At 59.4% G+C, this 23,457-nt stretch carries 19 protein-coding genes and 1 pseudogene; 15 read left to right on the top strand and 5 right to left on the bottom strand.

The genetic code is table 11. The features are described 5' to 3' along the window. The first annotated feature begins 97 nt into the window (after positions 1–97). The 5 genes from IPK32_21255 (at position 98) to IPK32_21235 (ending at position 4,742) form a co-directional block, all read left to right on the top strand. Positions 98–1,213, top strand: a complete 1,116-nt coding sequence (locus IPK32_21255) for a threonylcarbamoyl-AMP synthase (protein ID MBK8094418.1) — start codon at positions 98–100, stop codon at positions 1,211–1,213. A gap of 109 nt (positions 1,214–1,322) precedes the next feature. Further along, positions 1,323–2,099 carry a cytochrome c biogenesis protein CcsA gene (gene ccsA, locus IPK32_21250; protein ID MBK8094417.1) on the top strand — a complete coding sequence of 259 codons (777 nt, stop codon included), beginning with the start codon at positions 1,323–1,325 and terminating at the stop codon, positions 2,097–2,099. Further along, positions 2,092–3,141 (top strand): glutamyl-tRNA reductase, encoded by a 1,050-nt coding sequence (locus IPK32_21245; GenBank protein MBK8094416.1) that lies wholly within the window; start codon positions 2,092–2,094, stop codon positions 3,139–3,141. The genes ccsA and IPK32_21245 overlap by 8 nt, the downstream gene beginning before the upstream one ends. A gap of 35 nt (positions 3,142–3,176) precedes the next feature. Next, a complete protein-coding gene (locus tag IPK32_21240) occupies positions 3,177–4,451 on the top strand; it encodes a valine--pyruvate transaminase (protein MBK8094415.1) in 1,275 nt (424 codons plus the stop codon). A gap of 3 nt (positions 4,452–4,454) precedes the next feature. Beyond that, entirely contained in the window at positions 4,455–4,742 is a 288-nt protein-coding gene (locus IPK32_21235) for a hypothetical protein (protein MBK8094414.1), read from the top strand. Between the two features lie 197 nt (positions 4,743–4,939). On the opposite strand, the gene IPK32_21230 is transcribed toward IPK32_21235, so the two are convergent. Then, complete coding sequence (locus IPK32_21230) at positions 4,940–5,293, bottom strand: hypothetical protein (protein MBK8094413.1); 354 nt, start codon at positions 5,291–5,293, stop codon at positions 4,940–4,942. Here IPK32_21230 and IPK32_21225 point away from each other — a divergent pair. The 4 genes and pseudogenes from IPK32_21225 (at position 5,292) to IPK32_21210 (ending at position 12,752) form a co-directional block, all read left to right on the top strand. Next, positions 5,292–6,134, top strand: a complete 843-nt coding sequence (locus IPK32_21225) for a metallophosphoesterase family protein (protein ID MBK8094412.1) — start codon at positions 5,292–5,294, stop codon at positions 6,132–6,134. The genes IPK32_21230 and IPK32_21225 overlap by 2 nt on opposite strands. A gap of 65 nt (positions 6,135–6,199) precedes the next feature. Beyond that, a pseudogene (locus tag IPK32_21220) lies at positions 6,200–7,352 on the top strand (ATP-binding protein). An 86-nt stretch (positions 7,353–7,438) separates the two neighbouring features. Beyond that, complete coding sequence (locus IPK32_21215; GenBank protein ID MBK8094411.1) at positions 7,439–10,453, top strand: DUF2339 domain-containing protein; 3,015 nt, start codon at positions 7,439–7,441, stop codon at positions 10,451–10,453. A gap of 370 nt (positions 10,454–10,823) precedes the next feature. Further along, on the top strand, positions 10,824–12,752 hold the full coding sequence (locus tag IPK32_21210) for a DUF3999 family protein (protein MBK8094410.1): 1,929 nt from the start codon (positions 10,824–10,826) through the stop codon (positions 12,750–12,752). 11 nt (positions 12,753–12,763) lie between these two features. Here the strand turns inward: IPK32_21210 and IPK32_21205 are convergent, their stop codons facing one another. Together IPK32_21205 and IPK32_21200 are read right to left on the bottom strand one after the other, a co-directional pair. Next, positions 12,764–13,744, bottom strand: a complete 981-nt coding sequence (locus IPK32_21205) for an Rpn family recombination-promoting nuclease/putative transposase (GenBank protein MBK8094409.1) — start codon at positions 13,742–13,744, stop codon at positions 12,764–12,766. A gap of 38 nt (positions 13,745–13,782) precedes the next feature. Next, positions 13,783–14,895 (bottom strand): DNA alkylation repair protein, encoded by a 1,113-nt coding sequence (locus tag IPK32_21200; GenBank protein ID MBK8094408.1) that lies wholly within the window; start codon positions 14,893–14,895, stop codon positions 13,783–13,785. A 137-nt stretch (positions 14,896–15,032) separates the two neighbouring features. Here IPK32_21200 and IPK32_21195 point away from each other — a divergent pair, with 137 nt between their 5' ends. The 3 genes from IPK32_21195 to IPK32_21185 all read left to right on the top strand — a co-directional run bounded on the left by IPK32_21195 (position 15,033) and on the right by IPK32_21185 (position 18,139). After that, positions 15,033–15,908, top strand: a complete 876-nt coding sequence (locus IPK32_21195; protein ID MBK8094407.1) for an SAM-dependent methyltransferase — start codon at positions 15,033–15,035, stop codon at positions 15,906–15,908. 6 nt (positions 15,909–15,914) lie between these two features. Next, positions 15,915–17,345, top strand: coding sequence for a TonB-dependent receptor (locus IPK32_21190; GenBank protein ID MBK8094406.1), 1,431 nt, complete (start codon positions 15,915–15,917; stop codon positions 17,343–17,345). A 278-nt stretch (positions 17,346–17,623) separates the two neighbouring features. Further along, positions 17,624–18,139, top strand: coding sequence for a hypothetical protein (locus IPK32_21185; protein ID MBK8094405.1), 516 nt, complete (start codon positions 17,624–17,626; stop codon positions 18,137–18,139). Positions 18,140–18,256: 117 nt separating this feature from the next. On the opposite strand, the gene nadB is transcribed toward IPK32_21185, so the two are convergent. Next, the gene (nadB, locus tag IPK32_21180) at positions 18,257–19,861 is read right to left on the bottom strand and encodes an L-aspartate oxidase (GenBank protein ID MBK8094404.1); all 1,605 of its coding nucleotides are present in this window, start codon (positions 19,859–19,861) and stop codon (positions 18,257–18,259) included. A 150-nt stretch (positions 19,862–20,011) separates the two neighbouring features. Here nadB and IPK32_21175 point away from each other — a divergent pair, with 150 nt between their 5' ends. The 3 genes from IPK32_21175 to IPK32_21165 all read left to right on the top strand — a co-directional run bounded on the left by IPK32_21175 (position 20,012) and on the right by IPK32_21165 (position 22,075). After that, on the top strand, positions 20,012–20,407 hold the full coding sequence (locus IPK32_21175; protein ID MBK8094403.1) for an FKBP-type peptidyl-prolyl cis-trans isomerase: 396 nt from the start codon (positions 20,012–20,014) through the stop codon (positions 20,405–20,407). 64 nt (positions 20,408–20,471) lie between these two features. Beyond that, complete coding sequence (locus IPK32_21170) at positions 20,472–21,596, top strand: D-TA family PLP-dependent enzyme (protein ID MBK8094402.1); 1,125 nt, start codon at positions 20,472–20,474, stop codon at positions 21,594–21,596. 14 nt (positions 21,597–21,610) lie between these two features. Further along, a complete protein-coding gene (locus tag IPK32_21165) occupies positions 21,611–22,075 on the top strand; it encodes an EVE domain-containing protein (GenBank protein MBK8094401.1) in 465 nt (154 codons plus the stop codon). 11 nt (positions 22,076–22,086) lie between these two features. On the opposite strand, the gene IPK32_21160 is transcribed toward IPK32_21165, so the two are convergent. Next, complete coding sequence (locus tag IPK32_21160; protein ID MBK8094400.1) at positions 22,087–23,358, bottom strand: DUF1552 domain-containing protein; 1,272 nt, start codon at positions 23,356–23,358, stop codon at positions 22,087–22,089. Positions 23,359–23,457: the final 99 nt, after the last annotated feature.

Raw genomic sequence — 23,457 nt, 5'->3', positions numbered from 1 at the left:
TAATCTGCTGATTCGATAGTGTGTTTCCAACCTGGAGGCGGCGGGTGGCGAGGTTTTTGGTTTCCTTCGTGGCTTTTTGCGGCATCACAGGGGGTTCATGCCCACTTACACCACACGCATCGCAGCTACGGACGAGCCACCTTTACTTCACCAGGCGGTGGATGATGCAGTGGCGCTGCTCCGCGCGGGAGAGGTGGTGGCGCTGCCCACGGAGACGGTCTATGGACTCGCGGCGGATGCGCTGAACGCGGCGGCGGTGGCGAAAATCTTCGAGGCGAAGGAGCGGCCCAGTTTTGATCCCCTCATCGTGCATCTGCCGCACAAAAACATGCTCGATACCGTGGCCGAGGTGCCGGCGGACATCGAACCCGTGGTGAAGCGCCTGGTGGAGAAATTCTGGCCTGGCCCCCTGACGCTGCTGCTGCCGAAAAAGGCCTGCGTGCCAGATCTCGTCACCGCTGGGCTGCCGACGGTGGCGGTGCGTGTGAGTAGCAATCCGGTCTTTCGCCGGGTGGTGGCCACGCTGGAGCGTCCACTGGCTGCTCCGAGCGCGAACCGCTTCGGCTCCATCAGCCCGACGAGCGCGGGTGCGGTGATGAGCGAGCTGGAGGGCCGTATCCCACTCATTCTCGATGGCGGAGCCAGTCTGCACGGCCTGGAGTCCACCATCGTGCGCATCGAGGCCGCCCAGCCGAAGCCGCTGATCACCATCGTGCGGCCCGGGCCGCTGACTCCGGAGGAGCTGAAGCCCTATGGCCGTGTGCAGCTAGCTCCGCGCACGATTTTGGATGACAGTGCCTCGGATGCACCGGGCCAGCTCGCGAAGCATTATGCCCCGCGCACTCCGCTGCGCCTGCTGACTCGTCCATCTGATTTCCACGCCGAGGAAGGGAAACGCTATGCGCTACTGAGTCTGAGCGGTGAGGAGCGCGATGGCTACGCAGGTCTGCATGATTGGGTGGAGGTGATGATGCTGAGTCCTGGCAGCGGGAAGCTGCCAGAGGCGGCGGTGCGCTTCTTTCACTGCCTGCGCCGGCTCGATGAACTGGGCGTGGACGAGATCATCGCCGAGCCGATGCATGAGCACGGCATGGGTATCGCCATGATGGACCGTCTGCGCCGCGCTTCTGTGAATAAGCCCGCGCCTCTGCGTGGACCTGCTGCGCATCACCCCCAGCACACTCAGCAGCAGCAGCAAAACCGCCGCGGATGACGCCTCTGATCCTGTATAGAGCCGCTCCGACCGTGCGTACGCAAGAATGGAGCACGCTCCAGCCTTGCGGAGAGTGCCAGTGCTCGCGAGTATCTGCCCCCACTTTTTCATGAACCTGTCCACCCTGCTCCTGCTCGCCGCCACGCTGGTCTTTGCCAGTGCGGTGGTGCAGGCCCTGCTGGCGCTGAAATCGGGCGTGTGGAAGCAGGCGCGGGCACGCATCGCGCTGATGGCGGCGGGTTTCGTGCTTCAGACCGGTTTTATCTACCTGCGTGGCCAGGAGGTGCGCCAGTGTCCGATGAAGAGCTTGGCGGATATTTTGGTGTTCATCGCGTGGAGCATCGTGCTGCTCTATTTCCTCGTGGGCTCAGGATTCCGGCTCTCGCTGCTCGGGGTCTTCACGGCACCGCTGGTGACGGTGATGCAGATTCTGGCCCTGGTGGCAGGTTTTGAGCCCTATGCTCCGAAAGGGAAAATCAATGCGCTCGTCGAGCTGCATGCCGCCGTGGCGCTGATCGCCTACGCGGCCTTTGCGCTGGCCTGCATCACGGGGGTGATGTACCTCGTGCAGGAGCGGATGCTGAAGCAGCACCGCATCGGTGGATTGTTCTATCAATTGCCGCCCATCCAGGGACTGGCGTTGGCCATTCAGCGGCTCGTCACGCTGGGGCTGGCGCTGCTGAGTGTGGCGCTGGGCATCTCCTTCGCGCTCGATACGCCCGTGTCGAATCCGAAGCTCATTTTCTCGTGGGTCGTCTGGGGGCTGTATGCCGCGATCGCGTTTCTCATGTGGCGACATGTCTCCTCACCGCGCCGGATGGCGTGGCTGGCGGTGGCAGGTTTTGTGCTGCCCTTCATCTCGCTCTGGATCGTGACGCATGCCTGAGCTGCCAGACATCCAGACCCCCGGCACCCTCGTCTGCGTGGGGCTGAACTACAAAACCACGCCCGTCGAGGTGCGTGAGCGCCTAGCCTTCCCAGAGGCCGTCGTACCAGTCGCAGTGCAGCACATCCGTGATCTACCCGGTTTCGGTGAATGCGTGGTGCTGAGCACCTGCAACCGCGTAGAGCTCTACGCCGCGCATGAGCTGGAAAATGGCCCACAGAGCCACGCCGCGCTGCGTGACTTCCTGGTTTCGCATTTCCAGCTCCAGCCCGAGCACGCGGATGCGATGGTGCTTTACCATCTCGATGCCGCAGAGGCTGCGCGGCACCTCTTCCGCGTCGTCAGCGGCCTTGATTCGATGGTTTTGGGCGAGACGGAGATCTTCGGCCAGGTCAAAGCCGCCTACCAGACCGCGCTGCAAACCGGCACCACTGGCAAAGCGCTCAACAAGCTCTTTCAGCAAGCCTTCAGCGTCGGCAAAAAAGTGCGCAACGACACCAGCATCCAGCGTGGCAGCACCAGCGTCGGCAGTGTCGCCGTGGACCTCGCCGAGAAGGTTCATGACCTCAAAGAATGCCGCGTCATGCTCGTCGGAGCCGGGGAGATGAGCCGCACCTGCGCCCAGAGCCTCCTCAGTCGCGGAGCGAAGAGCATCATCGTCTCCAACCGCAGCTATGACAAGGCCGTGGAGCTCGCAGAGGAGATGAAGGGCCGCGCGATGAAGTTCGACGAATGGGAGCACGCCCTGCATGAAGTCGATGTCATCATCAGCAGCACCAGTGCCCCGCATTTCGTCATCAAGCCGGAGCAGATCGACCAAGTCATGCGCAAGCGCCGCTGGCAGCCGCTGCTCATCATCGACATCGCCGTGCCGCGTGATGTCGATCCCGCCGTCAATGACATCGAAGGGGTCTATCTCTACGACATTGATGCGCTCCAAGCCATCGCCGACGACGGCCGCCGTGAGCGCGAGCGCCAGCTCGTGGCCTGTGAGCGCATCATCGAGGAGCAGCTCACGAAGTACGGGTATTTGAATTCCTGATTTTAGATTCCTGAATCCTGAGTCATGCTCCGCCGATGCAAAACGAATCAGGAATTCCACCACAGACTCTCTTTTCGGATATTGGGCACCGTTTAGGAGGCCCCAGTGGCATCCAGGAGCTCATGGACGACCTCGGCGAGGCATTGTCTCTCCATCCAGACATGCGCATGCTCGGCGGCGGGCAACCCGCCGCCATCCCGCAGGCTCAGGCGCTGTGGCGTCAGCGCATCGCCGAGATGCTGGCCGATGGCAGCATCGACCGGGCACTGCTCAACTACGACCCGCCTGGCGGCAATCCGCTCTTTCGCGAGGCCATGGCGGGCTTTTTGCGCCGCGAGTGCGGATGGGATGTCACACGCGAAAACATCGCCGTTTTGCCCAGCAGCCAGAGTGCGTGCTTCTTGCTCTACAACCTCCTCGCAGGCGACACCGCCGACAAAAAGCGCCGCGTGCTCTTCCCGCTGCTGCCCGAGTACATCGGCTACGCCAACCAAGCACTCTGCGAAGGCCAGTTCACCGCCTGTTTGCCCAAAATCACCGAGACCGGCCCACACGAGATCAAATACCACGTCGATTTCGACCGCCTGCGCCTCGATCCCAGCATCGCCGCCATGGCCGTGAGCTGCCCCACGAACCCCACCGGCAATGTTTTGACCGAAAACGAGTTCCAGAGCCTCCACGCCCTCTGCGCGGCTCAAAACATCCCGCTCATCATCGACAACGCCTACGGCCATCCCTTCCCCGGCGTCATCCACAACGGCTTCCAGCCGAAATGGCAGCCCGGCATGATCTTCAGCATCAGCATGAGCAAAGTCGGCCTCCCCGGCGTGCGGAATGCCATCGTCGTCGCCGACGCACCCATCGTGAAGGCCTTGTCGAACATGAACGCCATCACCGCGCTCTCGAACGGCAACCTCGGCCAAGCCATCCTCACCCCGCTGCTCGCCGACGACACGCTTATCAAGCTCGGTCGCGACACCATCCGCCCGTTTTATCGCGAACGCAGCGATCACGCCAAATCCATCCTCACCGCCGCCCTCGGCGAAAAAGTCCCATGGGCACTGCATGCGCAGGAAGGCGCCTTCTTCCTCTGGCTCTGGCTCAAAGGCCTGCCCATCCCCGCCGCCGAACTTTATCGCCGCCTCAAAGTGCGGAAGGTCCTCGTCATCCCCGGCCACTACTTCGCCTTCGGCCTCGACCAGCCCTGGCAACACCCCAACGAATGCCTCCGCCTCACCTACTCCCAGCCCCCGCACATCGTGCAGGAGGGTCTGGAGATCATCGCGGAGGAGGTCATCAAGTTGTTCTGAGCTATGAAGGGCTTCATCAAAGAATGCGAATGCACCATTCTTGGGCTCATGATGACCATTCTGCCGCTAGGACTAATTGGTGCCACCAAGGTCTTCATTTGCGGAGGAACTAGCGATGGAATCCTGTTCGATTTACTCTTTTACGGACTCCCGCTTTGGATTGTGGCTCCATTTGTGATCGCTTCTCAATGTGGTCTAAAACCAAGAGTGCGCAAGGTGTGCCGTATCATCGTCTGCTCTTACCTAGTACTGGCACTCGCCAGCATTTTGGTCAGATCGGTGACAAATTGAGTGAATTGAAACAACCGTATAGCACGGCAGCGTCGTGGAGTGCGGTGGCAGAGATGCGAGTGCGAAACCTCGCATCGGCGACACCGCTGTCGAGAGCTGGAAGAGTGCTTTTTGGCCTCTACCTACCGTCCGGCACACGACAGCGGTGTCGCGCCAAGGCTTGCCACACGCACTCCACGACGCTGCCGCGACTTCCATCAGCTCCCCGGCGTCTCTTTGGTCTTTTGGTATTCGATCCACTCCATCATCGCCTTCATGCGCTTTTTGGAAGCCTCCTCCATCGCGGAGCAAATCTGGGTCAATGGCAGAAGCGCGTAAAAGATGCGATGCCAAAGGTCATTGGACAACGTGCTCGCCCAAGCGGCAAGAACCACCATCGCCATCCCGATCCAAAACCCAGGCTCGTAGAGCGCTGGATGCTCCATCCGCTTTTTCAGCACCTCTTCAAACTCACGCTCACGCTTCCGACCATCCAGTAAGGTCACGCCTTTTCGAAACCAAGCTTCGCCGCTGGCATCATCTTCCTGGAGTGTTTCGCCGGGTATTTTCATGACAGATCGAAGTTACAAGGACGCCATCATGCGTCAATCTTCACGCACTATTGACGAAGCACAAAGCGAAGCCGTAAAAGCCCCCATGCGCCTCCACATCCTCAGCGATCTGCATCAAGAATTCGGCGAGGTGCCGGTTCCGAGGGTGGACTGTGACTGCGTGGTGCTCGCGGGCGATGTCTCGACGAAGACGAACGGCCTGAAGTGGATTCTGCGCACCTTCACCGACGTGCCTGTCATCTACCTTTGCGGCAACCACGAGTTCTACGGCGAAAACTACCCCTCACTGATCGACAAGCTCCGCGAAATGGCCCGAGGCACCAATGTCCACGTGCTCGAAAACGAATCCGTCACCATCGCCGGAGTGCGCATCTTTGGCTGCACGCTCTGGACTGACATGGCACTCATGGGTGATTGGCAGCTCGGCTGCCTCGCCGCCGGAGCTGTCATGAACGACTACAAACGCGTCCGCAACTCCGCCAAAGGCTACAAACGCCTCTCGCCGAAAGACACGCGGCAGGCTCACCTCGCCTCTGTGCAGGCTATGACGGCCTTCTTTGAAGCTGGAGACTCTCGCAGCAGCGTCATCGTCACGCATCATGCCCCGTCCATGCTCTCCTTGCCGGATCGTCGCCGGACGGAAGAGATCAGTTGCGCCTACGCCTCCCACCTGGAGCCGCTCATCATGCAGTACCAGCCGCAGCTCTGGATTCACGGCCACATCCATCACTCCAACGACTATCGCATCGGCGAAACACGCGTACTGGCGAATCCCCGCGCTTATCCCGAGCGGCCAAACCCCGGCTTTATGCCTGGTTTGGTCACCGAAGTGAGCCTGTAACAGTTTGTGATTCTTCCTTGTAAATCCACAATTGCTTTGATGATTTTCAAGGATAGTATCCGACCATGATCGACCGCCAGGAAGCCATGAGCCGACTCGAAACGGCTCTGGATGAAAACCCTGTCGCAGCCTTGCTGGGGCCGCGACAGTGCGGGAAGACCACGCTCGCAAGGATGCTCGCCGACCGTGAAGGCGGGCACTGGTTCGACATGGAGAGCGCCGAGGACCGCGCCGCGCTGGCCCAGCCGGGCTGGCGCTCAAAAACTCACCGGACTGGTCGTGATCGACGAAATTCAGCGCATGCCGGAGCTTTTCAGCACGCTCCGCCCGCTGGCGGATCGGAGCAGCAGGCCCGCTCAGTTTTTGATCCTCGGCTCCGCCTCGCCGGACATCGTCAAAGGCGTCTCCGAGACACTCGCGGGCCGTGTGGGCTTCGTCGATCTCACCGGCTTTCACACTGGCGAGGTCAAGGCGGACGAACTCGACGACCTGTGGCTGCGCGGCGGCTTCCCCCGCTCGTTTTTAGCCAAGGGCGACGCGGCTAGCTGGCGTTGGCGCACGGACTTCATCCGCACCTTCCTCGAACGCGATCTTCCCCAACTCGGCATCCGCACACCCGCGCCGACGCTGCGGCGCTTTTGGACGATGGTGGGGCATTTCCACGGCCAGCAGTGGAATGCCGCCGAACTCGCACGCTCCCTCGGCTCCTCCGAAGGCACCGCCCGGAACTACCTCGACATCTTGTGCGGCACCTACGTCGTGCGGCGGCTCCAGCCCTGGCACACGAACCTCGGCAAACGCGAACTCAGCGCTCCGAAAGTCTATGTGCGAGACAGCGGCCTGCTACACAGCCTTCTCGGCATCCAGGCCACGAAGGACCTGCACTCGCACCCGAAACTCGGCGCTTCATGGGAAGGCTATGCGCTGGAGCAGGTGCTGGCTCTTTGTGGCAGCGCGGACACCTACTACTGGGGCACCCATGCAGGTGCCGAGCTCGATCTGCTGCTCTTCCGCGGTGGCAAGGCCTACGGCGTCGAGTTCAAGGTCAACGATGGCCCCAAGATGACCAAATCCCTCCACATCGCCCTCGACGACCTCAAGCTCGAGCACGCGTGGATCATCCACCCCGGTGAAAAAAGCTACCCCGTGCATGACAAGGTCGATGCACTGCCGCTGAAAGAGCTGGATGTCTTGCGCAGGGCCGTCGGCGTAGCGTGATCAGGCATCTCCATCGCTTTCCTCAATGACCGCCGCGTGAATATCAATTTCAAGACACGCGGCTTTGCGGCAGACTTCACAGCGTCATGGAAATCATCATACTCCTGCTCATCGCCATTGTCTTCATCTTACCCATCGCAGCCATGGTCACGGCTTCTGGTGCTAAACGTGAGGCGGCGGCACTCCGCCACGAGCTGTCGCGGATGCAAAACATCCACGCCACACAGATCGAGCGCATCAATAAGCTCTCCACGCATGTCAGCGACGTCATCGGTGACAAACCGGCTCCCGCACCCAAACCGCAGCCAGAGCCGAAAAAACCGGTTTTTGTGCCTCCACCAGCCTATCTCGAGCCAGCGCCGCAAATCGAGGTGCAGCCTGAAATGCCCAAAGTGGAGCCGAAACGCGAAATCCCGCCTGTGGAGCCCATTTTGCCGAAATCGCCGCCGCCACTGCCCAAACTGCCGCCGATCAATCTGGAGCAGTTCATGGGAGCGAAGCTCTTCGCATGGGTAGGCGGTTTGGCGCTGTTTTTGGGCATCGTCTTCTTTGTGAAGCACAGCATGGAGCAGGGCTGGATCTCTCCCGCACTGCGCATGGCGATGGGGCTCATCACGGGTGTGGGGCTGGTCATCGGCGGTGTCATCATGCACCGCAGGCCGCGCTACATCACGCTAGCGCAGACGCTGTGTGCCACGGGTATCGTGGCGCTGTATGGCGTGACCTTTGCGGGGCATTCGCTGTGGCGTATCGGGCCGTTTGAGAGTGCGATGTTCACCTTTGGTTTCATGGCGGTGATCACCGCGGTGGCCTTCATCTTAGCGGTGCGGCTGCGTGCACAGGTCGTCGCCATTCTGGGCATCCTGGGTGGCTTTTTGACACCGATCTTGTGCTCCACTGGGCAGGACAATCCGCTCGGCCTGTGGAGCTACATCGCGCTGCTGTGCCTCGGCGTGCTGGCCGTGGTGAAGCATACGAAATGGCATCACCTCATCCCACTCGCCGCTGGTGGTGTGCTGGTGATGCAGCTCGGGTGGCTGGAGAAATTCTGGACGAGCAGTGGCTACGCATACGGCACAGCCACTTGGGTGCCGGTGGGAGTGTTGCTGGGTTTTGCGACGCTCTTCACCGCCGCGCTGATCTGGTCGCGTCGAGATGAGCATGCACCCACGAATGGAGCCCTGATGCTCTGTGGCGGCGGGATGCTGGCGGCGTTTGTGTTTCTCAGCTTCAGCAGTGTCTCAGCTCGTCCTGGAGTGCTCTACACGCTGGTGCTGGGCCTGAGTGTGCTGGTGATGGCCATCGTGTGGCTGAAACCACAGGTGAAAATGGCGCAGGGCATCAGCGCGGGCCTGGGCTTTCTGCATTTGATGAGCTGGACGAGTCTGAGTCTGCGCCAGGAGCTGCTGCCGTGGGCGCTGGGGCTGTATTTGCTCTTTGGGGTGTTGCACACGGGCTTCGCAGTGCTGTGGCAGCGGCGTGGTGAGGCGGTGCAGGGCTTCATGAGCTGGACACCCGTGGTCACCCTGCTGCTCATGATGATGCCGGTGCTCTTCCTCGAACAAGTCAGCCTTGCGCTGTGGCCAGCGGTGCTGCTGGCAGATGCGCTGGTCATCGGTGTTGCTTTGGTGACTGGGGCGCTGGCTCCGGTGCTCGTCGCACTGGCTCTGACGGTGATCACAGTTGGTATGTGGCTTTTCATGCGATTGCCTGCGGATGCCACACTGAGCCTCGCGCCGTTTTTGAGCGTGCTCGGTGGCTTCAGCCTGGTATTCGTCGCGGCGTGCAGTTTCCTGGCGAAAAAGCGGCCCCAGGCGCAGTTCGCAGGCCTTTTGCCGGTGAGCGCGGCGGTGATGCCCTTCGTCCTGCTGATCGCCGCGACGCTGCATCTGCATGTGGCGGACCCATCGCCCATGTTTGGCCTCGCGCTGCTGCTGGTGGTCTTCATGCTCGGGCTGGCACGCGTGAGTGGCATCACGCAGCTCGTGCCGACGGCATTGGGCTGTGTGCTCGCGCTGGCGTGGTCATGGCATGGGCAGAGCTTCCGCGCGGAGTGGCCGGTGGTGCCGCTGCTGTGGCATCTGGGCTTTTACTTGTTGTTCACGCTGTTTCCGCTGCTCTTCAGAGACTTCTTCGCCACGCGGAAGCTGCCGTGGATCGCCTCCGCAGCGGCGGGGCTCGGCTTCTTCGGGCTGGTCTATCGCACGGTGATTCTAGCGTGGCCGAATGGGGCGATGGGACTGCTACCACTCGGCTTTGCGCTGGCTCCGCTGCTCATGCTGATCTTCATTTTGAAGCAAAGTAGCCTTGTTGCTGCGCAACAAGGAAGTCCCTGTTCCGCAGGAACAGGGCAACTTCAAAATCCAGCGCGGCTCACGCAGCTCGCGTGGTATGGTGGAGTGGCGTTGTTTTTCATCACGCTGGTGTTCCCGGTGCAGTTTGAGCGGCAGTGGATCACGCTCGGCTGGGCGCTGGAGGGTGCAGCACTGTGCTGGATCTTCCGCCGCGTGCCGCATGATGGCCTGCGCATCACAGGCGCAGCTTTGCTTGTGGCTTCCTTTGCTCGTTTAGCGCTCAATTCGGACCTGTGGCATGCGCAACTGCGTGGCGATACCGCTTTCATGAATTGGCCGCTCTACGCACTCACACTGACGGCACTGGCCATGTTCGCAGCAGCGAAAATGCTCACGCCGCCTGCTCATCTGTGGCGTGAGGTGAATTTGCGCGGCCTTTTCATCGGCATGGGCACGGCGTTGATCTTTCTGCTCATGAATTACCAAATCGCTGATTACTTCACCGAGCCGGGGAGTGTGGTGCGTGTGCTGGATTTCAATCACAGCTTCGTTCGCGACATGACGACGACCATCGCGTGGTCGCTCTTTGCGCTCGCTTTGCTCATGCTCGGCATCTGGAAGCGGAATGCGCCCACACGCTATGTCGGCATCGCCTTACTCGTCGTGGCACTCCTCAAGCTTTTCTTCAATGACCTAGCCAACATCGGCAACATCTACCGCGTAGCCGCACTCATGGTGGTGGCGATCATCGCCCTGGCGGCCTCCTATCTCTATCAGCGCTATCTCCAAGACGAACCGAAATCATGAAACTACATTGTCCAAAATGCGGTGACCTTTTAACCGAGTCAGCCAACGGCGGCTTAGAGTGCGTTCGAGGCGAAATGGGTCTTTCTCAGAATCTGGAAAGCAGACTGAGAGATTGCTATGTTACTCAAATACGAAGACCCAAAGATGCTGTGTTCACGTATAACGGAAAACCACATGGCATTGGCGGCGATTGGTTTTGCCCAGGATGTGGGAGCGCGGCCCAAGAGAAGTTTCCTGGCGATTTGCGGTGTCCTGTCTGCCTGCGCAGCATCGTGGAGTTTATATATGCTCTTATTGAGCGTCACCCGCACAAGCTTGGGAATGGCGAATGGGGCTAAATCCGCTCTTTTTGGGCACAGACATTCTATTCATGAAATACATCGTTACGCTGGCACTAATCGCTTCAAATATTTGCTCCTTAGCAGCCGATCACGCCGCCTGGACGCATCAGCAGCGCCTGAGCGTGTCGCAGACTGGCCTGCATCGTGTGGAGCTCGATCCTGCGCTGCTGGATGCCTCGGTGATGAATTTGGGCGATTTACGCCTGCTGAGTCCGACGGGCGTGGAGATGCCCTATGTGCTGCTGACGCCCACTTTGCCAAAACTGCATGAAGAAGACGCCAAGGGACTGAAACAGACGCTCGAAGGCCAGACGACGCAGTTGGAGTTCCAACTCAGTGGCTCCAAACCGGTGAATCTGCTGCGTTTCGGCACGAGCGACAGTACCTTCATCAAAGCCGTGACGCTGGAGGCCAGTCGCGATGGATCAGATTGGCAAAAACTGGCCGAAAATGTGATTCTATGCCGCCAGGTGGGCTTTCAAAAAATGGAGCTCGCTCTGCCTGCGGACACTTGGCGGCATTTTCGACTGCGGGTGGAAGATTCACGCACTGAGCCGGTCGTTTTCACTGGCGTGCATGCCGTGGGCGAGCTGGAGCAGCGCCAGGTCTTGCCACACACCACTCGCATCGTCGCACGCGAAGAAAAAGACGGCTCCACGCTGCTGAGGCTCGATCTCGGAGCACAAAACCTGCCGCTGGCGAGTCTGCGGCTCATTACACCGGAATCGGTCTTTGATCGTGCAGCCAGCACCAGCCTCCACGGCATCAAGAAACCGATTTTCCGCCTGCAATACGAGGGCCATCATGCGGAGGATGTGGAGCTGCATCTCAACGAAAGCTCGGCCACACGCCAGATCACCCTCACGATCGACAACGGCGATAATCCACCTCTGAAACTCGACAGTGTGGAGCTCACGCGGCATGCGCTGCCGCTGCTTTTCCAAGCAGATGCGGCTGGCGAGTGGCGCTTGCTTGTAGGCAATGCACAGGCTTCTGCGCCGAGCTATGATTTGGCAAAAATGGCCAGCGATCTGCGCCGTGCACCTGCCACGAGCATCCGCGCTGCTCCTTTGGAGCCGAATCCAGAATTTCGCCAAGAAGCGACTCTGCCCGCGACGAATGCAGGCAGCGATGAGGTGAAGCTCGATACCAGCGCATGGCGGTGGCGCAGGGTGATTCTGCCTGCGAAGAAGGATATGCGTGTGTTTCGCATCGATCTCGATGATCATGCGCTCACGCACGCGCAGGCCGATGGCTCAGATCTACGGGTGATCGCGGGTGAGGACACGCTGGTGCGCCATCTCATGCTGCAATCAGGAAAAACCACGATGGCCGCCGCCGAGTTCGATAGCCAGCCCGATGCAAAACGGCCCAAAATCTCTCGCTGGCGGCTCACGCTGCCGCTTGCGGGCCTACCGGTGGAGGCGCTGCATCTCACGACGTCTTCGACTTTGTTCGAGCGCTCACTCACCGCTTACGAAATGGAAAAAGACCCGCGTACGGGCCAGCAGCGCTCGCGACAGCTCGGCTACGCTTTTTGGAAAAGCACTCCAGATGCTCCCCAGGCCAAAATACGTCTCGAATTGAATCAGCGGCCCCACAGTGCCGAAATCTGGTTGGAGACAGATAATGGCGACAATCCACTGCTCCAGCTAACGCAGGCTGAATTGGAAAAACCTGTGGTGAGCCTCCTGTTCGAAGCGCATGGCAATGAGAAGCCGCTGCACTTGCTCTATGGCAACGCGAAGGCTGTCGCGCCGCAGTATGACATCGCACTAGTGCGGGATCGCTTTGAAAAAACCACGCATGTCGCTACGCAGCTCGGTGATGCAGAGGCACTCTCGCCCGCGCCACCAGCACGCGACTCGCACAGCGGCAGCCCATGGCTATGGGCCGCGATGGCGGTGGTGGTGCTCGGTTTGCTCTGGGTCGTCGCGCGGCTGCTACCGAAGGCTTGAGGTCAAAAAGCTTACTTTTTGAATCGCAGATTGTACTGCGCCTCTAGCTCCCGGTATTTTTGCTCCAGGGCATCCATTTCCAGCTCTGCCAAAACAGCTGTCTCGGCGGATGGCAGCCCCAAGAACTGCTCCAACAACTGAATTTTACCAAACCACGCCCCTTTAGCTTGGCCTCGGTGGATACCCTCAACCAGGCCTTCGTTGCGGCCTTCATTGCGGAGTTTTTGAGCGAGGGACATGGCTTGGTTTTGGAGTTCGGGGAGCTGTGAGAGTGTATGGGAGATGCTTTCGACGTCAAGGTTCACGTCGATGTGTACCGCGTAGAGTAAGCAACGACGGAAAAGGTCTTCATGCAGCAACAGAGTGATTTCGCTGCCTGCTTTTCCGAGCCATTCAAAGAACTCCATGAGCTGCTTGTCCCGTGCAGCCTTCATGAGTTGTAGGATGACCTGCATCTGCGGATGCTTTTCTTCCTGTGCGGGGTCGAACTGGCTCAAGTCGAGTAGTGCGTGTTCGAATGTGGGCAAATAGGGGCAAAGGAGAGACTCCAAGTCCTGCGGAAGATCAAAAAGATCACGGAACTGAGTGCTGACCGACCAGCGATCTGGACCTTGGTGCAATACAAAGGGCAGAAGCGGAGGGAGCGGTAACCCATACAGATCGACATGTCGCCGTAGCACCAGAGAGATGTAATTGAGTAGCCGCAATGGCATCAGCGGGTCCACGCTCGTTTGGTGCTCGAGCAAAAGATAGAGAAGCACCTCACGGCCTCCGATTTGCACATGATAGAGCAGGTCCGTATGGGACTGCTGGAGGTTCTGCTGCACGAAAGAGGATGGCAGCAGTGCCAGCGTGCTCCAGTCAGCGGCAGCTACGAGCTGCGTTGGCAAATGCCCCTGGAAAAATGCACGGGCATGCAGCGGATCAGAAAGCATGCTGCGTGCAAAGGCATCATGCGGCTGAGAGGCCAGTTGTTCTTCGAATTCGTTCACACGTACAAAGTGCAAATATGCATTCGTGAAAGCAAGCCTCAGGCGGCATGTGCTGCGATTAAATCAACCCCAGCTTCCGCGAGGCGTTGGCCATTGATCTGGAGCTCGATGCGGTGGTGGCCGGGGTGATGCTTGCGGGTGGTGAAGTCACGGATGAGCTGGGTTTTGCTCAGGTGGATGCTCTGGCCGGCAGTGAGCTCCAGCTCGGTCCATTTGAAGACTTTTTCAAAGGCTGCACCACGGGACTTCACATAATGGATGAGGTAGTCGATGACGAGGCGCTGCGGCTTGTTGCTGGTGGAGGTGATGTGCGCATCGAGGTGCAGGCGATCACCGAGTGTGAGACGCGGAGGCGAGAGCTTCAGGGTGGCGGTGACGGCTGCTTTTTGACCGAAGCCGAAGAGTTTCAGCGCCTGGGGATCACCACGCTTGATGAGGGTGCGGCAGGCGTGCTTGGCGATCCAGCGCAGGGGCTCTTGATCGAGATCCCATGCAGTGAGGCGCTGCACAACGAGCTGCGGATGGTCCTTGGTGATGTCATTGAGGTGATTGGCGACGCTGCGACGGACGAAGAGAGATTCGTCGGCTTTCAATGCCTCTAAAATAGGTGCGGTGGGTGCTGGATCGCGCACGAGTGCGGTGAGGCGCAGGCCCCAGGGCAGTCGCGGGCGGCTGCCTTCACTAGCGAGGCGGCGCACTTTTTCATCGGGGTCCGCTGTCCAGCGCAGCAGGGTTTGCAGGGCTTTGGTTTGATCTGCGACGATGAATGGACGCACGGCGAACTCGGCAGAGCCGTAGCAGGTCAGGTAGCGCAGTGCCTCCATGGAGAAATCGAAGTCTTTCAGGCCAAAGGTGGCGACGTAGTCACAGCAAAAGATGGCGACGAACTCATGCCCGATCTGCGGTGCGAGCTGCTTGAGCACGGCGACTTTCTGGCGGTAGGTGCCGGTGAGCGCAGCGTCTGCGGCGGTAGCGCACTGATGCAGCCGCTGCATGAGGCTGCGGGGCTCTAGATCGGTGAGTGTGTGCTGGAGAAAGGTCTTCGCATCAAAGCCACGCGTGAGCTGGGAGAGCTGCCGGGCGATGGAGCGGTAGCGGGCTTCATCGAACCAGTCTTTGAGCTGCGGTGGTGGGGAGGGTTCTGAGGGCATGGCGAAAGACGCTCATCAAAGGCGCAATGAGCCGGGAGCCAGAAGAATTCAGAAAACTTTACGGCAGCGCTGCTTTGCGTGAGACTCGGGGATCTCTGAAACACGATTCCGTCATCGCCGAGCCTTTTTCTCATTTCATGCAGCGTGCGCTGTTTGATCCGCAGCGTGGCTATTACTCGCGGAATATCAAAACGGTGGGTGCTCGTGGCGACTTCAGCACGTCTGCGACGCTTTTTCCGGCGCTGGGCAAGCGGATCGCTGCGTGGCTGAAGGATGCGCGGAATGTCATCGAGATCGGTGCAGGATGCGGGGAGCTGATGGAGCAGGTGCGGCGCTCGTTGGGCCTGTGGCGGAGGATGCGGATGCGTTTTCACATCGTGGAGACATCGCCCATTTTGCGTGAGCAGCAGATGCGGCGGCTCCAGGGCGTGACGTGGCATGAGAGCATCGAGTCCGCTCTCGCGGCGACAGGTGGAGAGGCCTGGATTTATCACAATGAGCTGCTGGATGCCTTTCCCGCGACACTGGTGGAGTGGCGCGGCGGCCGCTGGAGCGAGGTGTGGCTGCCAGAGCAGCTGCGGACGCTGGGAGTCGATGCGGAGCCGTTTTCTGCGCTGAAGCATGCGAGCTTCCCGGAAGGGCAGCGCTGCGAAATCCACCCGAGCATCCGCGAGTGGCTGCAAAGCGGCTTCAAAGGCTGGAAACGCGGTCAGATGCTCACCATCGACTATGGGGACGAATTCCCCGCTCTGTATCACCGCAGGCCTGGAGGTACGCTGCGGGCCTATTTCATGCACCAGCGGCTTTATTGGCCTGATTTGCTGCAAAACGCCGGGCGCATGGATTTGACCGCGGACATCAATTTCACCGATTACCGCGCCTGGTGCCGGGAACTGGGCTGGGAGGAGATTTCGTATCAAACGATGGCGCAGTGGGCAGGCGCTGGTGAGTCAGATGGAGCTGGTGATGCTTTCAAATGCCTCGTGCATGTGGTGGGAGATTCGTCAAAGTAGCGGTGTATGCCCTACACTCATTCGGATCGACTCACCACGCTGGAGAAAGCCTTCAAAATCAATCAAGCGAAGGCCATTTACGGAACCTTCGCCGAGATCGGTGCCGGACAAGAGATCGCGAACTGGTTCTTCCGCGCAGGCGGTGCCAGCGGCACCATCGCAAAGACGATGTCGGCTTACGACATGACCATCAGCGACGAGATTTATGGCAAGGCCAGCCGCTATGTCTCACGCCAGCGCATGCTCTCCATGCTGGACCATGAATTCCCCATGCTGCTGCAGCGCCTAGACGCCAAGCGCGGGGCGACGACGAGCTTCTTCACCCTGGCCGACACCGTCCGTGCCCGTGCCTACAATGATACCACGCAGGAGTGCCATGGCTGGCTAGGGCTGCGCTTTCAGAGTGAGCCTGGTGGCCCCAGCCACGACATCCAGGTGCATGTGCGACTGCTGGATGATAGCCACATGCGTCAATGTGAGGCGCTGGGCATCTTTGGCGTGAATCTCATCTTCGCGGCCTTTCATCTGCGGCACTCGCTGGAGGATTTCCTCCGCAGCTTGCTCGACGATCTCAGCCGCAAACGTATCGAGGTGGACATGATCGACTTCAGCGGCGTCGCTTTCTCCGCGCCGGAGTTTCAGGACCGCCTCGTCGCGCTCAAACTGGTGCGGCTCGGTCTGGCCGATGCCGCTTTGTTCGGAGCGAATGGCGAAATCTGGCAGGCGAGCGATGTCTTCTTCAAAAAGCCCGTCTTCCTGAAGCGCGGCAGTTTTGATCCCATCACGAACCTGAATCTCGACATGATCGCCCGTGGCCAAGCGGCATTTCAGGCCGACTTCGGAGCCGCTGCTGCTGGCACCATCGAAATCCTGGAGATCACCATGCATAACCTGCTCGCCAGTGGCTGCGAGGTGCCGGATAGCGAGTTCCTCGCCCGTGCGGATGTGCTCCAGGCACTCGGGAAGAACGTGCTCATCAGCCGCTACCCGGAGTTTCATCGTGTGAGCAAGTTTTTATCACGTCACACCCAGATGCCCATCGCCATCGTGCTGGGGCTGCCGCTCTTTGAGGAGCTGTTCAATGAAAAATGGTGCTTGGACCTCGAAGGCGGCCTGCTGGAGTCCTTTGGCCGCCTGCTGAAAAACCAAGTGCGTCTCTATGTGTACCCGATGGGCGATCCACACAGTGGCAATGTGCTAGGTGCCAAGGATGCCCGCCTCAGTGCCGAAAAGAAGCACCTTCTACGCTACCTGATGGAGACAGGCAGCGTGCGCGAGATCCCCGCTGGCAATGTCTCCAGCGACGATGTGCTTTTTCACACCAGTGCCGATGTCCGCCGCATGATCCAGCAAGGCGAACCCGAGTGGCAAACCCTCGTCCCCGAAATCGTCCTCAATCAAGGCCCGTGGTGGGATATGGGGAAGCCAGCGATGTGAGCGGTCTCGGTGGTGCCAACAAGGGAGTGTGGTCGAAAAAGGCTCTAAATATCGATGGTCACTCTTTTGACAGGATTATGCAGGATTTTATTCCGTACAATTGGTGAGAGAGGCTCGGCTCGCTCTGACCTCACGGATAGGCTTTTCCAGAAGCGGCCCACGTTGCTCGTAGAGGCCACCCGCAAAGCCTGTTTCAATTATACGATTTGTAGTTTCAACCTGCTTGCACAGAAATGGCCGCACCTCTAAAACTCAGGTAAACAAAAGAATCACTAGCCATGCCGGAGAAGCCCGATCCTCACCCAAATCCGAAGAGTGATGCATCCTGGTTGTCATTCTTGACCGTAGCCATTGCGATACTGCTGCCGTCATACTTCCTTGGCTATAATGTGGTCTTTACTGAGGGAGAGGTCATGCAAGGTTTATACTACCTCGTTCTTATTCTGGTTCTTTGTACGACTCTATCGGCTTTTTATCGGCGAGATGTTGGGATCATTAGTGTTGCGATTATGGGCGGTCTTCTTCTCACTTGGCAAACATCTCAATCCCGCAAGTGGGCTATGATTCACGAGGACGTTACAGCCATCATTACTGCGGCAATGAAACAGCACAAAGAGACTGGCGCTTATCCAAAGTCTATCAATGACTTGAAGTTCACGAACTCGTTTGTCAGAGCGCACATTCACGACTTTACCTCCGATTCGAGTGGCTTCAGAATAAACTACTTCATCAATCAGCCAGGCATTACATACTCCTACTCGTCGATTGATGGCTTCTGGTATTACCCCGACTGATTCGGTTAACCGAATTCCTGAAAGATAACGGTTTTTGCAAAAGCACGCCGCGAAGCGCCTGCGTATGTCGTGGGGTTGCTTGGTCTTGTGCGCATTTGTGTGGCCTGCGTAGGCCATTCAATACCGCCTCAATGTCGTGTCCTGCGGAGTGCGGGAGGCATCTGGTTGCGGGTAGTCGAGGGTGTAGTGCAGGCCGCGGCTTTCGTGGCGGCGGAGGGCGCATTCGACGATGAGGGAGGCGGTTTCGACGAGGTTGCGCAGCTCCAGCACGTCGCTGGTGACGTGGTAGCTCCAGTAGAATTCCTGTACCTCGCGTTTGAGGTTGCGCAGGCGGGCGGCGGCTCGCTGGAGGCGTTTATTGGTGCGGACGATGGAGACATAGTCCCACATGAGGCGGCGGATCTCATCCCAGTTGTGGTAAATGACGACGAGTTCGTCATTGTTCACGGCGCTGCTTTTTTCCCATGGGCGCAGGTCGTAGCTCTGCTCGGCTTTTTTGCCGATGGGCAGTTTTTTGACCAAATGGGCCACGGCACGGTGCGAGGTGACGACACATTCGAGCAGGGAATTGCTGGCGAGGCGATTGGCACCATGCAGGCCGGTGCAGCCGACTTCGCCGACGGCGCAGAGGCCGCGGATGCTGGTGGCGCCGTTCACATCGGTCAAGACGCCGCCGCACTGATAGTGCGCGGCGGGGACGACGGGAATGGGCTCCTTGGTGATGTCGATGCCGACGCTGAGGCACTCGCGGTGGATGTTCGGGAAATGGGCGAGGATGAAGTCGGCAGGCTTATGACTGATGTCGAGATAGACGCAGGGGGCACCGGTGCGCTTGAGCTCGTGGTCGATGGCGCGGGCGACGATGTCACGCGGCGCGAGGGAGCTGCGCGGATCGTAGCGGGGCATGAATTCGTCCCCGTTTTGATGAATGAGCCGTGCGCCTTCACCGCGCATGGCCTCGGTGATGAGGAAGGAGCGCTTCTGCGGATGGTACAGGCAGGTGGGGTGAAACTGGATGAACTCCATGTTGGCCACGGTGGCTCCAGCACGCCAGGCCATCGCGACGCCGTCACCCGTGGCGACGCTGGGATTGGTGGTATAAAGATAAACGCGGCCGCAGCCGCCCGTGGCCAGGATGACGCGGTCACTGCGGCAGGTGATGACTTCACCGGTGGTCTCATCGAGCACGTAGGCGCCGAGGACGCGGTCTTCGGAGGCGAGTCCGAGTTTGGCCGTGGTGATGAGGTCGATGGCGTAGTGGTTTTCGAGGATGCGGATGTTTTTTTTCGCCCGCACGGCTGCGAGGAGCTTTTCGGTGATTTCTTTGCCTGTGGCGTCTGCGGAGTGCAAAACACGCCGGGTGGAGTGACCGCCTTCTTTGGTCAAATCGAACTCCAAATGGCCATTTTGGGCCTCTTTTTGGTCAAATCGTGCTCCCCAGGCGACGAGCTCTGCGATGCGTGCGGGCCCCTCGGTGACGATGGTGCGTACGGCGCTTTCTTTGCACAAGCCCGCGCCGGCGATGAGGGTGTCGCTGACGTGTTTTTCGATGCTGTCATCCTCTGCCGTGACGCAGGCGATGCCGCCCTGTGCCCAGTTTGAGTTGGAGTCCAAGGCACCGCGCTTGGTGAGCATGAGCACGCTGCCATGCTCGGCGGCGTGTAGCGCGGCGCTGAGGCCGCCTGCACCGGTGCCGATGATAATGAAGTCGGATTCGATCATGTAAGTGAGGGCACGCTACGAGGTGGCCGCGATTCGGCGAACGGTTTTTCCTCCCCACAGCTTGATTGCCCTGTCTGCGGCGGTATAGCCTGCGGTCTCGTTTTTCGTTCACACTTCCAAAAAACCACGCAACACCCCCATCCCTCCATCATGTCCGACATCGCTCTCGCAAAAGGTGAAAAATTTCTCGAAGACAATGCCAAGAAAGAAGGCGTCACCGTGACGGCCAGCGGCCTCCAGTATAAAGTCATCACCGAAGGCACCGGCCGCAGCCCGAAGGCGACAGATACCGTGGAGGTGCATTACGAAGGCACGCTAATCGATGGCAAGGTCTTCGATAGCAGCTACAAGCGCGGCGAATCCATCGCTTTCCCGCTGAATCGCGTGATCGCTGGCTGGACGGAGGGCGTGCAGCTCATGAAGGAAGGGGCGAAGTTCCGCTTCTACATCCCATCGAAGCTCGCTTATGGCCCGCGCGGTGCTGGGCGTGACATCGGACCGAATGAGGCACTCATTTTCGATGTGGAGCTCATCAAGGTGCAGTGAGTAAGCCCTGATGCATCAGGGAGATCACTTTTGCGGCTAACTTTCGTATTTTGTTTCAACAGTCATGTCCCAGATCACCCTTTCTCACGCTTGGTTCCACGTCGAAAACGAGGCGGAAATCCCCTCTCCAGCCCTGCTTTTCTTCCGCCAGCGTGTGGAGCATAATCTACAGCTCATGGTGCAGATCGCTGGTGCCGCGAGTCGCCTGCGGCCGCATGTGAAGACGCATAAATGTGCTCCGATCATCGCGCGGCAGGTGGAGCTGGGCATCACGAAGTTCAAGGCCTCCACCATCGCGGAGGTGGAGATGTGTGCCGATGCTGGTGCCGCAGATGTGATGCTAGCAATGCCCTGCGTGGGGCCGAATGCGGGCCGCTTGGCCGAGCTGGCGAAAAAGTTCCCCAAGGTGCAGTTTTCCAGCATCGCGGATAGCGAGGACGGCATCCGCATCCTGGCCACTGCGGCGCAGCAGCATGGCGTGGTGCTGGGGTGCTTTTTGGAGCTGGATTGCGGTATGGGCCGCACGGGGATCAAGCCTGGGGATGAGGCGGCGCTGCTCGCTCATGTCATCCATGATGTGCCTGGTCTGATCTTCCGTGGTCTGCATGCGTACGATGGCCACATCCATGACGAGAGCCTGGATGTGCGGCGTGAGCGCTGTGATGAGGCTTTTGGTCCGGTGCTACAATTCCGCTGCCGGCTGCAAGGTGAGGGCATCATCGTGAAAGAGCTCGTCGCGGGTGGATCGCCCACCTTTGGTATCCATGCTGCGCATGCGGATCGTACGCTCAGTCCAGGGACGACGGTGCTGTGGGACTTCGGCTACGGGGATAAGCATCCAGATCTGCCGTTTTTGCCTGCGGCGGTGCTGCTGGCTCGTGTGATCAGCAAACCGGGCACGAACCGCCTCACGCTCGATCTCGGCCACAAGTCCGTGGCTCCAGAGAATCCGCATCCACGCGTGCGCTTCGAGGAGCTGCCAGATGCCACCGTGCTCATGCAGAGTGAGGAGCATCTGGTACTGGAGACGGAGCGAGCGCATGAGTTCCTCATCGGTCAGGCGCTGCACGGCATCCCGCGTCATGTTTGCCCCACGGTCTCCATGCATAGTGAGGCCTACCTCATCGAAAATGGCCGCTACACCCAGCGCTGGCCCATCACGGCACGCAATAGGCGGATAACGATCTGATCCATCCTCTCATCATGTCCCACTGGCTCCTCAAATCCGAACCGGATGTCTTTTCCTTCGAGCACCTGAAGAAGAGGCCGAAAAAGACCGAACCCTGGAATGGTGTGCGCAATTATCAGGTGCGGAACATGATGCGCGATGAGATGCGCATCGGTGATCTGGGCTTTTTTTATCATTCGAGCTGCCCGCAGCCCGGCATCGCGGGTGTGGTGAAGATCGTGAGCGAGGCAAAGGCTGATCCGACGCAGTTTGATCCCGCCAGCGAGTATTTCGATGCGGGGAGCAAGCGTGAGGAGCCGCGATGGCTGCTGGTGGATGTAAAGTGGGAAGCGGATTTCCCCACCTTTGTCACCCTGGACATGCTGCGGGCTGATCCGCTGCTGGCGGAGCTTTTGATCCTGCGCCGTGGGAACCGGCTCTCCATCACGCAGGTCGAAAAGCGGCACTTTGACCGCATTTGTCAGCTAGGTGGACTGTGAGCGTGGCTTGATCACGCTTGATTGATGTCGAGCACGCCCGTGCTGAAGCCGAATTTGCCTGACTCCACACCCATGCGCTGGGCGAGGGAGACGAAGAGATCAGAGAAGACGTGTTTGTCCTTATCCACCGCGAGGTGGCGACCGTGCTTGTAGCCGCCGCCTGCGAGTAGGATGGGCAGATTCGCGGTGCTATGGGCACTGGCGTTGCCGAGATTTGAGCCAAAGAGCACGGCGGTGGTATCGAGCAGGGATGCGGCCTTCATTTTGGTCAAAAAGGCTGCCAGGGCGGTGAACTCGGCAGCTTCGATGACTTTGAGCTCTTCGATCTTCGCGGCATCCTGACCGTGGTGGGAGAGATTATGCCAGTCGTTCTTCACGCCTTCGATTTCTGGCACGGCATTCATGCCATTGAGGCGGAGGGTGATGGTGCGGGTGCTGTCGGTCTGTAGGGCGAGGAGGACCAGATCGAGCATGAGATTCATTTTGCCGATGGCGTCTGTGCGGCTCTGGATGTCGGTGGGTGGCTTGGCGTCGATGTGGGGCTTTGGCCGCTGCACCCACTCCTCGTTTTGCACCAGTCGGCCTTCGAGATCACGCACGGCGGAGAAGTATTCATCGAGCTTTTCCTGGTCACGCTTGCCGAGCTCGCCGTGGAGTTTTTTCGCCTGGCCCATGACGGTATCGAGGATGCTGCGGCCACGCTTCAGGCCGCGCACCTGCGCCGCGATCTCTGCCGGGGTGCCATCGACAAAGAGCTGCTGAAAGGCCTTTGCGGGCGAGTTCTCCGCAGGGAGCGGCACACCGCTGGAGGACCAGGAGATGGACTCACTGCCAGTGCCGAGCACCAGGCTGGGAAAGCGTGTGTGCATGCCGACACGCTCTGCGATGAACTGATCGAGGCTGATGGTGTTTTTGAAGCCAGCGAGGCCGGGATGCTTCGCAGAGGTGAGCCAGGTCATCTCGGAGGTGTGGCCGTTTGCGCCGTTTTGCTCCATGTGCTGGAGGCCGGAGATGACGGAAAAATCACTCCTCAGGGCCTTCAGCGGCTCCAGGTAAGGCGTGAGGGTGTAGTCTGCGCCCGTTTCCTTTGGGAACAAAAACGGCGTGTGAAAGCCGAGCGTGGCACACATCGCCATGAAGCGCTGCGGCGGCTGTGCGACGGCGGCCTGGGCCCGCGAGGCGAATGCAGGCACCATGGCCTCCAAAAATGGCAGCGAGAGCGCAGCCCCTGTGCCACGCAGAAACGTGCGACGGTCGAGATGGTGTTTGGTGGCGGTGTACATGGTGTTCTGCGTGCTGAAACGTGTCACTGGGGTGTGATCTGACATGTCCTCTGGCCCAAAATCCACACACTCATGCACAGATGATGTGTTTGAAACACC

The organism is Verrucomicrobiaceae bacterium, from assembly GCA_016713035.1.
Taxonomy (GTDB): domain Bacteria; phylum Verrucomicrobiota; class Verrucomicrobiia; order Verrucomicrobiales; family Verrucomicrobiaceae; genus Prosthecobacter.
The sequence above is the reverse complement of the archived record's forward strand: the minus strand, read 5'-3'. Positions and strand labels throughout refer to the sequence as shown.